Genomic DNA, 13493 nt, shown 5'->3' with positions numbered 1-13493 from the left:
TATGCGTTATACACGTACCGTCCTTTTACTGCTATTAGGCTTGTTTCAAAGCACTGTTCTTTTTGGGCAGCAGCTTAAACAAGATCCGAAACTGGTGAAAGGACGTTTAAAAAATGGGTTTACCTATTATATATACCCGAATGAGTCCGGGACAAAGCAAAGCGCTATTCAGCTTTTTGTGAAGGCAGGGTCCTTGCAAGAAGAAGAGTCGCAGCGGGGATTGGCTCACTTTGTGGAGCACATGGCATTCAATGGGAGTAAAAATTACCCTAAAAATGAGGTGATCACCTATTTAGAATCTTTGGGGGTGAAGTTCGGTGCTGACCTCAATGCCTATACCAGCTATGATCAAACCGTATATAAGATTGATGTCAATACGGAGCAACCCGAACAATTGCAGAAAGCGATTGATATTGTGGCAGACTGGGCCTTTGAGCTGAGCTTTGATAGTCTGGAGATCGAAAAGGAGCGCGGGGTGATTATTGAAGAATGGCGGACAAAGCAAGGCGCTGCGGCCCGGCTATCGGAACAATATTTACCGCTGGTCTTTTATAATTCTCGCTATGCACAGCGTCAGCCGATCGGAACAATGGAGGTGCTCCAAAACTTTGCACATCCTGTAATCAAACGTTTTTATCAAGATTGGTATCGACCTGACTTGTTGGCTATTGCTGTGGTATCTAATCAAGACGTTCGACAGGTTGAGAAATATATCAAGCAGCAGTTTGGACGTGCAAAACAACGAAAGAATGTACCGAATCGGGAGGTTTATACCTTGCCGGCGCACGTGGATACCCTATATAGCATTGCGACGGACAAAGAAGAAAATGATATTGACTTTGCTTACATTACAAAGACGCCTGCCCTCATGCGTATTAATCGCGAAGCAGCGCTGTATGAGCAACTGCTGCAAAGTTTTGTGAATGGCCTGGCCAAGAAAAGATTTGAACGACTGCAACAGCAAAACAGTACATATCGATCTGGATCTATGACCAGTACAAACCTTATGCCTGAGATCGGTGTGTCTCTTGGCGGTGCTGCTTTATACGAAGATGCAATACATACCGGAATCCAGGAATACCTGTATGAACAAGCGCGTATCCGCCAACATGGGTTTACAGCGATAGAAATTTCGGATTACCGGCAGGAGTATGTGGCGCAATATCGACGAAATCAGCTCAACTCCAATGGCTCGGCTCCGATTACTGTGCTAAACGGTATGAAAGAAGATTTTTATGAAGGTAATATCTTAATGGACCGCAACCTACGCAGCGATATGTTGTATCGACTACAGCAGAATATTGATTCGGCGGCTGTCCGTAATTATATAGAGTCGCAGGCGGTTAAGGGCAATACGGTGGTGATGTTGACCGGTCCGGATCGTGTAAAGAATCTCCTGCCTACGGAAAAACAGCTCAGGACTTGGTCTGATAGTATAGCACGGTTGGATATTGCTCCATGGGTAGACGAGGTTAATGTGCCCGAACACTTGTTGTCTCATGTGCCTACAGCAGCGCACATTGTAGCGCAAAAATATATCCCGGAAATTGACGTGCACCAGTGGACACTTTCCAATCAAACGAATGTGTACCTCAAATCCAGTAACAATAGAAAAAACCATGTCCAGTTAACCGGGTTTAGGCGTGGTGGATTTAGTGTGCTTGATAGTGCCGATTACATCAATGCGTTATTCAGTAAAGATATTATTGCGGCGAGTGGAGCAGGTGACTTTTCACGACGTGCTTTATCCAAATATCTGGCGGGAAACAGTGCAACGGCTATGTTAGTTTGGTCTAAATATCGCGAGGGTGTAGCCGCTAATGCGAATACCAAGGATCTAAAGACCATGTTTGAGCTTTTGTATCTGAAATGGACACAACCACGTGTGGATCGTGACGTCTTTGCTATGCAAAAGAGAAAGGCACTTGCTAATCTGAAGAAACAAAATAACAGCACGAGTGGTGAATACAATAAGTGGATTGCTCAAAAGATTGCTGCCGATAGTGAGGAAGAAAGTTTTGATGAGAACCGCCTGATGCAGGAGCTGCAATACGATGACTTGCTGCCCGTGTTTAAGAAACGTTTTGCATCCGCAGCTGGTTTCGATTTTGTCATCGTCGGAGATTTTCAGCCTGATAGTATTGCACCGTATGTCTTAAACTACTTGGGGGGACTCCCGGATCAGGCTCCATTGGCACAGGATATTGCTCCAAAAAAACTATCCGATGGTGAGAATGCATCGATACAGATGGTAGGAGGCGATACCGACAAAGCGATGGTAAATATTATTTTTCAGCAGACCAAAATGCAACAACAGTATCCCGCTATTCTCGTTTACGAGATGTTGCAGGAAGTACTTAAAATTAAACTCCGTGAAAATCTGCGGGAGAAACATTCTGGTGTATATGGTGTCTCGGTGAATATTAGCTCGACAGCGATTCCCTCACCTTTGTTTCGTGCACGGATCAGCTTTACCTGTTCCCCACAACGAAGTGATTTTCTCGTACAGCAGGTAGAGCAGGAAATTCAGCAGATCGCTAACCAGCCAAGTTATTTTAAAGCGGAGTTGGACAATATCAAAAAGCAACTTATACTGACTTATGATAAACAGAAGGATAAAGAAACCTTTTGGAGCGCAGAACTTCGCAATCATCTTTATAACGGTTATGAAGATTGGTCTTACTTTACCCGTTACGCCGAAATGGTGGAAGGGATTCAGGAACAAGACATTAGTCAAGCCGTGAAACAGTTAATTTTAGAGGGCAAAACCGTTCGTGCGGTTCTTGTTCCTCATTCTATTCAAACAGAAGCAAAGAAATAAATTATGAAATTAAGGAACTATCTATTTCTCTTATCCGTACTTGCACTCAGTGTCCTGGGGTGTAAAAAGTATGAAATTGGCTATGATGGTGAGGTGCGCTTTACCAGTTATAGTTTAGAGCCAACTGCACATCCAGGGTTGGCCGCCCCCGTTAATGGAACGATGGATGGCAATACCGTCTATATACGTGTACCAAACTCGGTGAACATTAACCAAGCCAAACCGAGTTTCCAAAGCAGTAGTGAACAAGCGATTGTGTATCTCGATAATAAAGTACAGGAAAGCGGTGTTAGTGTGGTGAATATGAGCGATACGCTCAATTATCGAATCGCCAGCCCTAATGATATGGGCTTTGTACAGGTTATTGCATTGCGCAATGCGGCCATTGTATCCTTCGGTTTTTATGCAGCGGACAATGAAAATGTTTTGTTCCGAGATTACGTTGCTAAATTTGATGGATTGCATATTGCGGTGGATTTACCCATTGATGCCGATGTAACAAAACTGGTCGCACGATACAAAACGACAGAGAATGCTGTCGTCAAGGTGAATGGTACCGTACAGACGAGCCAGAAATCAGCAAACGATTTCAACCAAGAAGTGATTTATGAAGTAACGGATGCCGAAACAATCACACCTGAAAAATTTGTAGTCAAAATGGGGCGGTTAACAGCACCAGAATGGCTCGAAATGCCATTGGGCCCTGTAGGTGATTTTACGGTGGGTGAAGTTAGTATGGCGCTGAATCCGTTGACGAATCAACCTGCAATCCTTTTCACGCGGAGTGCCTCTGATGGCGATAAAACACGTAAAGCCGTAGCCGCACAATTTGATGGTGCAACATGGAAATTATTGGGCACACAAGATGGTATTTCGGCGGGACGTACCGATGCTCCTGGTATCGCTATCGATGATAATGGGATTATTTATGCTTCGTACAAGGATTATGAAACGCAAAATGATTCGGTACAGTATGCTTCGATCCAGAAATATGAAAATAATAGTTGGAAGTATCTGAATAAGCCACAAGGAACGGTCCATCGGGTGAATTATCTGCATATCGCAACCAATGCATCCAATATACCTGTTTTGGGGTATTCTGCTGCACGTGCAGAGGCTGGAGCTGCCAACCGTTCAACGGTATCTGCATTCTTTACAAACGGGGCTTGGTCAACGCGCATGATCGATGCCGCACCAGCAACGCTTTACACACGCGTACGTAAAGGAAGAGACAACAAGGTTTATTATGCCGTGATGGATGGTATCAGTACAACCCGTAGACCAACGATCTATCGTCTTAACGACAATAGTTTGATGTGGGAGCGTGTAGGAACGGCGATGATAACACCAAGTCCGACGGTATATGGCGCGAACCTGATGGATGTTGAGGCGTCCGAAGCAGGTGAGGTATACGTGGTATTCCAGTCACAGGCCAACGCAGATAAAAAATCTTATGTCATGAAATATGACGGTGCTACCTGGAGACAGATTGGTTCAGAAATTAGTCATAATGCGTCGGGTAATTCCACGCGTGATAATATCGCTTTGGCTATTCACCCGAACGGCATACTCTATTTTGCACATAGTGATGCGAATGGTATCAAGGTAACGACATTTGATCCCCTGACACAAAACTGGACCCCAGCGAAAACCATCAGTACCGTAAATGGTGATAAGCTGACACTGCGCATTGCAGAGGATGGCATTCCATTCTTAGCGACAGTAGTTGATGGTAAAGTTAAGATATATCGTTACGATATTCCATAACAAAACAGTATGGTGAAAAAAAAGGAGGTGTACTAAAGTCTAGTACACCTCCTTTTTGTTTTATGCTATAGCCCTAAAGTTCTAAGGCATATGCATCATAAACTCCTGTTCCGCAGCAAAGCCAAAACGGTCTTTAGCATGAACTCGGATGCGACAAATTTTTGATTTGTAGGCTGTCGGGGTTTCCATTTGCCAGATATGGCTAGACTCTTTAGTCCCTAGTGGATTTCTTGTATTTCCTGCTGTCGGATATACTTTTGATTGGTTTTTGTTCCGGGTGTCCCCAACTAAAGGATCTACGCGGCTTGTTTTCTGCATAGGCATCCATGCCGAGGAATCGATCTGTACTTGTACATCGGTATACTTGCTGCCACCAAAAACATTTAAAATTAAGTGGGTACTATCCATCATCAATCGCATTTGATGTTGTGCATCAAGACCAACCCCTTTAAATCGTATATGATAATCGTTTTTGTCGAAATCAATAGTGAAATAGCCTCTAGGTGTACCGCATTGCATTAAAGCATCGGGAACACCGTCGCGGTCTTTTTCGCCACGCCACCAGTTGCCGCAGGTTGCTCCAGCTCCCAGTTCGTGGATATGCTCGTTGTCAAAAAAGTAGCGGTTCACGTTATGTGTATGGCCGGTTAGGATCAATACCTTCTGATACCCCTCCAACAGGGCAAGGACTTCCTTTTGGTTGTGTGTAAATGCCATAGGGATATGTTGACTCAGAACGATCGTGGTATGCTTAGATACACGCTTGAGGTCTGCGGCTAAAAAGGTAAGTTGATCAGCAGTGACTCGGCCTTCGTAAGACCTATTGCCTGTCGCAAAGACATTGTTCAGGACAATAAAATGTACCCCTCCGTAGTTAAACGCGTAGGTGTCGGCACCCATGTTACGGGTGAAAACATCATTGAGGTGAGTGCTTTCGCTATTTCTGTCATGGTTACCTAGTACCGTCCAGTACCGAGCGTTTGTTTTATCCATTACTGCACGTACTGCAGGCATAAGCGGCATCTTGTCGTTGACCAAATCACCTAGTATCAAGTTGAATTGTAGATCTTCACGCTGCGTTAACTCTGTAAAGATGCTTTTAGAGGCGTAGGACAGCTCTTCTTCTGTATCAACCTGGACATCTCCGATGGCGCCAATTCGGAAGATGGAAGGCTGTACTTCCTTGACAAGCGGAATGTCCACTATAATTGTATCCGGATTCATTTGAGCCGGGTCTATGTATCGAAATTTTGTGTTCTCGATTTTACTGCTGGAATGGCTCGATATATAACCGGTCGGGAGAATGGGGAATATGGTTTGTCCGGTATAACTGTGTAGGGTAAATACACCCTTTTTGTTGGAGGTTACAATCGTGGTGCCGTTCGATACAGAAATATTTTTTAAGGTACGTTCTGATTTTTCGCGTATACCATTTTTGTTGGCATCTAAAAAAACGGTTCCCATGATAACGTGTTTCTTAACGGGGGATTCGGCTGGTGTTGCCGTAAGTCTTGTATGACCAAAAAAAGCCAGGAACAAGAGCGGTACTATTTTTTTCATTTGCAGAATAGGTGTAGGTAAAAGAACCCGAAACAATGTGTTTCGAATTTGGAACAAAGATACCTAAAGTATGCTTGTTTGTACGGAATAAAAAGTGAAAAAAGAGTGCGTCCGGTCTGTTTTTTTGGGGAGGGCCAGGTCAAGGAGAGAGGCCCTGACATATTTTGAATTTATTTTAATAATTATATTGTGTTCGCTTATATATTGCTATATTAGAGGAAGTAACCAGCGTTTTTCACGAGGAGAGTGCTGTATCGCTAAACCTATATTATAAACGTTGATGGTATTTATCATTGTACTCCTAAGCCTGTTGTTGCTCATTGTGAGCATCACCTATTTCAAGGTCAATGCCTTTCTTTCTTTTCTCATCGTGTCTATGCTTACAGCTGTTGCTTTGGGCATTCCATTGATAAAAATACCGGGTACCGTCGAGAAAGGAATTGCGGCCATTATGGGTGGGCTTACGCTTATTATTGTGCTGGGGGCAATGCTCGGTAAGATTATCGCGGAGAGCGGCGCTGCGGAAAATATTGCAACCGTAATGGTGCGGCTGTTCGGTGTCAAGCACCTCCAGTGGGGGATGGCTTTTACGGGATTTGTGGTGGGAATACCTTTGTTTTATGGCGTTGGTTTTGTACTCTTAGTTCCTTTGATTTTTTCGATTGTTTACAAGTATAAACTATCCGCGGTTTATATCGGTTTACCGATGCTGGCCGCGTTGTCTGTTACCCACGGTTTCATACCACCGCATCCTTCACCTGTTGCACTAGTGGTGCTCTTTGGTGCCGATATGGGGATGACATTAATTTACGGCCTTATCGTGGCTATTCCTGCGATAATTATTGGAGGGCCTATTTTTGGAAAAACGCTGGGTCGGATAAAAACCGGTGAATCGGAGGTGTTTCAACCACAGGAAAATAATGCACAATACGAGAGCTATAGTCGGCCGACTGCCTGGAATAGTTTTATTACCGCTTTATTACCTGTATTTTTATTGGTATTGCTGACGATACTTCCTTATCTTATTCCAACATCCAACGCATTCGCACACGAGCTTATTACTTTCTTTGGTTCACCCGCTATCGTGATGCTGATTGCCATTATCTATGCTACCTTTTCCTTAGGTATTTATCGCGGACGTTCCATGAAAAATATTATGGGAATCTATACAGAGGCCGTCAAAGATATTGCCATGATCTTGTTGATCATTGCCGGGTCGGGTGTCTTTAAGCAGGTAATGGAAGAGAGTGGGGTAAGCGTTTTACTGGCACAGAGCCTTCAGACTTTACCCATCCACCCGCTGATTTTAGCGTGGACTATTACAGCGATCATTCGAGGTTGTGTGGGGTCGGCAACAGTGGCCGCTCTGACCGCAGCGAGCGTGTTGCTGCCTTTAATGCAATCTTCGGGGGTAAACCCGAATTTAATGGTATTGGCAATTGGTGCGGGGAGCCTGATGTTTTCGCATGTTAACGATGCGGGTTTCTGGATGTTTAAAGAATATTTTGGCTTAACCGTGAAAGATACGCTGCGGTCATGGTCCGTGATGGAGGCACTTGTTTCTATTGTAGGCCTATTGGCGGTGCTGCTCTTGTCCATGATAGTGTAAATGAATTTAACTTAAAAAATATAAAGATGATGTATAATGCAGACGAACAGTTTGAGAAATTGGGATTAACGTTACCGCCAGCTCCAGCTCCAAAAGGGGTGTACAAGCCTTATGTAATCGATGGGAAGTACTTGTACTTGTCGGGACATGGGCCTGTTCAAGATGATGCGACTTTAATTATTGGCCGAATTGGTGTGGATATGGATGCTGAGGCAGGCAAACTATCGGCTAGACAAGTGGGGTTGACCATGTTATCGACCATCCAAACCAACCTGGGTTCCTTGAATAAAATTAAACGCGTTATCAAAGTATTGGGCATGGTGAACTGTAGTCCTGATTTTGAACGGCATCCCTATATTATCAATGGCTGTAGTGAGCTTTTTGCAGCAGTGTGGGGAGAGGAAAATGGGATTGGTACACGCAGTGCTGTCGGATTTGGCTCTTTACCGGACAATATTCCAGTAGAAATAGAAGCACTATTTGAACTGCACGAGGGCTAGCGGATGACAGATTGGTATAAGGTAGCGGATGTGTCCCGCGTAGATTCTCCGGCTCTTTTGGTATATCCCGAACGTATGCGAGCGAACATCCGCTTGTTGAAGGAAATGGTATCGGGGAATACGGCTCGCCTTCGTCCGCATGTAAAGACCCATAAGATGCTGGAGGTATCACAGATGATGCTGGCAGAAGGTATTCAGCAATTTAAGTGTTCGACCATTGCCGAAGCGGAAATGCTTGCGTTAAGTGGTGCACCCGATGTGTTGATGGCCTATCAACCGGTTGGTCCTAAAGTAGCACGGTGGGTAGACTTAATAGCCGCGTATCCGGAGACTCATTTTTCATGCCTGGTGGATCATGTGAATGTGATTAAAGCATTGGGCGCAACGGCTCAAATAAAACATAAAAAATTGTCGGTCTACTTGGATCTTGATGTTGGGATGGGGCGTACGGGCGCACCGCTTAAGCGTGTTTTGAGCCTGTGGGAGGAGCTTCAGTTGCAGGACGACCTCAGGTTGGAAGGTTTACATGCGTATGATGGGCACATCCATGATGCGGATCCTGCTGTTCGTAAAATGGAATCGGATGCGAGCTACGCGATGCTGTTGGAAGCTTATAACCTGCTTCAACCCGTATGTGAATATCCTTTAAAACTGGTCATTGGCGGATCTCCTTCCTTTACGAGCCACGCGCAACGAGACCATGTAATCTGTAGCCCGGGGACTTTTGTTTTTTGGGACTGGGGGTATCGCCAACGCATTGCAGAACAGAAGTTTGATTATGCTGCAGTACTTTTAACACGGGTTATCTCGGTAATCGATGAAACGCATGTGTGTGTGGATCTAGGCTATAAAGCTGTGGCTTCGGATCCCCCGTTACCACGAGTGCTAATGCTGAATGCACCGGATGCAGTTCCTGCTTTCCAGAGTGAGGAACACCTGGTGCTCACGGTCAACGATAGTCAGGTATACCCGCTTGGCACGACATTGTATGCGGTACCTACACATATCTGCCCGACGGTTGCTCTTTATGATCGGGTACAGGTGATCGAGGATGAACAACAAGTAACGACCTGGCCGGTGATGGCTAGAAATAGAATGCTAAATTTTTAAGCGCATGAATGAACAACCTTTTTTGATAGATGGTCATCTTGATCTGAGTATGAATGCCATGGAATGGAATAGGGATCTACGGGTTTCTATTTCGGAGTTGAATGCGCGCGAAGAGGGGATGCGTGATAAGCCGGATCGTGGCCTTGCTACGGTGACCTTTGGGGAGCTACGACGTGGAAATATTGGTTTGGTGGTGGCGACGCAGATTGCCCGTTATGTAAAACCGGGAAGTACGCTCCCGGGTTGGCTTTCGCCAGAGCAGGCATGGGCGCAAACGCAAGGGCAGCTTGCTTGGTACCAGGCCATGGAGGCGGATGGCCAATTGCGGATGATTCGTAATCGGGTGGATTTGGATCAGCATGTGGCGCAGTGGACGGATGGTACTGATAATAATGATAAACCAATTGGCTTTATCCTTAGCCTGGAAGGAGCCGATTCGATGGTGAATATCAGCTATGTCGAGAAAGCATATAACGATGGCCTTCGGGCAATTGGTCCGGCGCATTATGGTCCGGGGCGTTATGCCAATGGTACGGATGCGCGTGGCAAGTTGAACGCCGATGGCGTGGCGCTTTTGGCGGAGATGGATCGGCTTCAGATGATTCTTGATGCCACGCATTTGAATGATGATGCTTTTTGGGATGCCCTCGGCCGATACAAAGGTCCGGTGTGGGCGAGTCATAATAATTGTCGGACTTTTGTGGATCACAACCGTCAATTTAGTGATGACATGATCCGCGCACTGCTTGAGCGAGATGCGGTGATCGGGGTGGCACTGGATGCCTGGATGATGGTGCCTAATTGGGTCCGTGGGACATCTACACCACTCGGTACGCAGTGTAATATGGAGATTATGGCAAATAATATCGATCATATATGCCAGCTTGCGGGTAATACCGCACACGTAGCTGTAGGAAGTGACCTGGATGGTGCTTTCGGTAGGGAGCAATGTCCGTATGATCTTGAAACTATCGCGGATATACAGAAGGTGTTTCCAATCCTACGATCGCGTGGCTATAGTGAGAACGATATTGCTCAAATTGCGCATGGTAACTGGTTACGATTTATGCGAAAGGCGTTGTAGGAGACAGAGGGCAATCTTTTAATAATATTTCTCTACTTTCGCATCTTTATCGATGTCGAAGAAAGGCGTTGTGAAATTAAGTCTAATAAAGTTTTTTGTGTTCAGTAAGTTCGTTCCTTTACCGGAAAAATTATATGTTATTCTACGAGACCAGCGATCCAAATATTTGTTTTGGGGTAGTTTCAATGTGCTGTTAAGTTGGGCGTTATATTTTGTTTCTTTTCATTTTATTACACAAAAACAAAATATCAATGTGCTTGGATTGGTGACCATCAGTCCACACATTTTTTCCTTACTATTTTCATTCGCCATTACGTTTTTTACTGGATTTTTTTTCAACTATTTCATGGTGTTCCATGCCAACGGAAACCATGACTTAGGTAAGCGATTATGGCGGTACTTTGTGTCGAACATGGGTTCGCTAGTGATGAATTATTTGTTGCTGAAGGTTTTGGTTGAGATTTTACATTTCTATCCTACTCCATCTCAAATTATTTGTACGGCAATAATAACTATATATAGTTTTTTGATGCAGAAGTATTTTACCTTTAGGCGATCTAATAGTTGAAAACCGATTTATTGGTTGTTTCAAATAGGATGGATCAGTAAATCTTATAAATCAATTCCATAATTACGTAACAACCAACCAAAATATTGTAGCCAATTTTGTATTGTTAATTTAAAACAATCGAAAAATGGCAACCCATAACAATAAAGAAATAGCTGAGATCTCCTTGGAAGATGCAGCAAGTGAGCCTCGTAACTTCAACCATGACACAACGTCGGTCAAAAAGACATTTCCTGTACTAGGGATGACCTGTGCCTCTTGCGCAGGGAGTGCTGAAAGTATTGTCGCGCAAGCCCCTGGTGTTCTCCAGGCGGCAGTAAACTTTGCCACAGGAAATCTCACCGTAGAGTTTTCGCCTGCGGTGACAGACCCATATATTCTACAAAAAACAGTGCAATCTGTTGGTTTTGATCTCCTGATCGAAGAGGAAAGCACGCAACAAGAAACCCTCGAAGCCATTCATGAAAAGAAATATCAGGCGTTAAAAAGCAAGACTATCTGGGCGATTATACTATCCTTACCGGTGGTTATTATTGGGATGTTCTTTATGGATATGCCTTACGGAAATGAGATAATGTGGGCCTTCTCTACGCCGGTTGTGTTCTGGTTGGGCAAAGATTTTTTTATCAACGCCTGGAAGCAAGCTAAATTTCGATCGGCGAACATGGATACACTGGTCGCCCTGAGTACCGGTATAGCTTATATTTTCAGTGTATTCAGTATGCTTTTTACTGATTTTTTGCGTCATCGTGGCTTAGATACCCATGTGTATTTTGAAGCTGCTGCAGTTATTATTGCATTTATCTTGCTGGGTAAATTATTGGAAGAAAAAGCGAAAGGCAATACCTCTACAGCTATAAAAAAGCTGATGGGGTTACAGCCAAAAACGGTTATCGTGGTAGGGTCGGATGGATTGGAGCATGAAAAAGCGATCGAAGAAGTTAGCCCAGGGGATATCATCCTGGTGAAACCAGGGGAGAAAATTGCGGTCGACGGTATGGTCGTTTCGGGAACATCATATGTGGATGAGAGTATGCTAAGTGGTGAACCTGTGCCTGTACTAAAACAGGAAAACGAGAAAGTATTTGCGGGTACAATCAATCAAAAGGGAAGCTTCCAATTTAAGGCCATCAAGGTCGGGAAAGAAACGATGCTGGCACAGATTATTAAGATGGTTCAAGATGCACAAGGCAGTAAAGCACCGGTACAGAAATTGGTGGATAAGATTGCCGGTATTTTTGTTCCCGTGGTGATCGGTATTGCGATCATTACCTTTGCGTTGTGGGCTATTTTTGGTGGCAATAATGGCTTGGTGCAAGGGTTGCTCGCAGCGGTGACAGTTTTGGTGATCGCTTGTCCTTGTGCCCTTGGCTTGGCCACTCCAACGGCTATTATGGTCGGTGTGGGGAAGGGGGCCGAACAGGGGATTTTGATTAAAGATGCTGAAAGTCTTGAATTAGCGAAGAAAGTCAATGTGGTTGTTCTGGATAAAACGGGAACAATTACCGAAGGAAGGCCACAAGTGTCGGATATGAAGTGGTTGAACGAGGATAATACGTCGGCTAGTATTTTGTTCAGCATGGAAAAACTTTCTGAACATCCCTTGGCGGAGGCCGTGGTCAAACATATGGATGGTGTGCCGCCGACCACCTTGTCTATGTTTGATAGTATAACGGGTAAAGGGGTAAAGGCGGCTTCTGACGGGACGACTTACTATGTCGGCAATAGGAAGCTTTTGCAGGAGAATAATATTACGATATCGGACGAATTAGAGCGCTTCGCGCAGGTGTGGGGCAGTCAGTCTAAAACAGTTATATGGTTCGCCGATCAGCAGCAAGCACTTTCGGTGATCGCTATTTCGGATAAGATCAAGGCTACTTCTGTTCAAGCAATCCAGGAAATGCAGGGCATGGGGATCGATCTTTATATGCTTACGGGAGATAATGAGTCGACCGCAAAGTCAATTGCACAGCAGACCGGTATCAGACACTATAAAGCGGAGGTATTGCCGCAACATAAGGCTGATTTTGTGACGGAATTGCAGCGACAAGGAAAAATAGTGGCGATGGTGGGTGATGGTATTAACGATAGTACGGCGCTGGCGACAGCTGATGTGAGTATTGCCATGGGGAGGGGCAGTGATATCGCAATGGATGTGGCTAAGATGACTATTATTTCATCAGACCTGACTAAAATACCACAAGCTATCCGGCTATCGAAACGTACGGTAGCGACTATTAAGCAAAATCTATTTTGGGCCTTTATCTATAACTTAATCGGTATTCCAGTGGCGGCCGGTGTGTTGTATCCGATCAGTGGTTTTCTTTTAAACCCTATGATTGCAGGAGCAGCAATGGCATTGAGTAGTGTGAGCGTGGTGAGTAATAGCCTGCGGTTGAAATGGAAAAAATAGGGTGTAAGAATCCGGTTTAAGATAAAGGTGTGCCGAAGCAAGTACGAAGGTTGAAATCAGT

At 44.7% G+C, this 13493-nt stretch carries 9 protein-coding genes; 8 read left to right on the top strand and 1 reads right to left on the bottom strand.

Going from position 1 to position 13493, the window contains the following annotated elements; genetic code table 11:
• Position 1: 1 nt before the first annotated feature.
• Both B9Y69_RS18585 and B9Y69_RS18580 read left to right on the top strand, forming a co-directional pair.
• Positions 2-2821 carry a M16 family metallopeptidase gene (locus B9Y69_RS18585; protein ID WP_085474500.1) on the top strand — a complete coding sequence of 940 codons (2820 nt, stop codon included), beginning with the start codon at positions 2-4 and terminating at the stop codon, positions 2819-2821.
• Positions 2822-2824: 3 nt separating this feature from the next.
• Positions 2825-4588 (top strand): hypothetical protein, encoded by a 1764-nt coding sequence (locus tag B9Y69_RS18580; RefSeq protein WP_085474499.1) that lies wholly within the window; start codon positions 2825-2827, stop codon positions 4586-4588.
• Positions 4589-4669: 81 nt separating this feature from the next.
• Here the strand turns inward: B9Y69_RS18580 and B9Y69_RS18575 are convergent, their stop codons facing one another.
• On the bottom strand, positions 4670-6148 hold the full coding sequence (locus tag B9Y69_RS18575; protein ID WP_085474498.1) for a calcineurin-like phosphoesterase C-terminal domain-containing protein: 1479 nt from the start codon (positions 6146-6148) through the stop codon (positions 4670-4672).
• 280 nt (positions 6149-6428) lie between these two features.
• Here B9Y69_RS18575 and B9Y69_RS18570 point away from each other — a divergent pair, with 280 nt between their 5' ends.
• The 6 genes from B9Y69_RS18570 (at position 6429) to B9Y69_RS18545 (ending at position 13432) form a co-directional block, all read left to right on the top strand.
• Positions 6429-7757 (top strand): gluconate:H+ symporter, encoded by a 1329-nt coding sequence (locus B9Y69_RS18570; RefSeq protein ID WP_085474497.1) that lies wholly within the window; start codon positions 6429-6431, stop codon positions 7755-7757.
• A gap of 26 nt (positions 7758-7783) precedes the next feature.
• The gene (locus B9Y69_RS18565; RefSeq protein ID WP_085474496.1) at positions 7784-8257 is read left to right on the top strand and encodes a RidA family protein; all 474 of its coding nucleotides are present in this window, start codon (positions 7784-7786) and stop codon (positions 8255-8257) included.
• Between the two features lie 3 nt (positions 8258-8260).
• The gene (locus B9Y69_RS18560; RefSeq protein ID WP_085474495.1) at positions 8261-9367 is read left to right on the top strand and encodes a D-TA family PLP-dependent enzyme; all 1107 of its coding nucleotides are present in this window, start codon (positions 8261-8263) and stop codon (positions 9365-9367) included.
• A 4-nt stretch (positions 9368-9371) separates the two neighbouring features.
• Complete coding sequence (locus B9Y69_RS18555) at positions 9372-10451, top strand: dipeptidase (protein WP_085474494.1); 1080 nt, start codon at positions 9372-9374, stop codon at positions 10449-10451.
• Between the two features lie 52 nt (positions 10452-10503).
• Positions 10504-11019: a GtrA family protein gene (locus B9Y69_RS19445; RefSeq protein WP_085474493.1), complete on the top strand. Its 516-nt coding sequence runs from the start codon at positions 10504-10506 to the stop codon at positions 11017-11019.
• Between the two features lie 127 nt (positions 11020-11146).
• Positions 11147-13432: a heavy metal translocating P-type ATPase gene (locus tag B9Y69_RS18545; protein ID WP_085474492.1), complete on the top strand. Its 2286-nt coding sequence runs from the start codon at positions 11147-11149 to the stop codon at positions 13430-13432.
• Positions 13433-13493: the final 61 nt, after the last annotated feature.

This window comes from Sphingobacterium psychroaquaticum (assembly GCF_900177625.1).
GTDB lineage: Bacteria > Bacteroidota > Bacteroidia > Sphingobacteriales > Sphingobacteriaceae > Sphingobacterium > Sphingobacterium psychroaquaticum.
The sequence above is the reverse complement of the archived record's forward strand: the minus strand, read 5'-3'. Positions and strand labels throughout refer to the sequence as shown.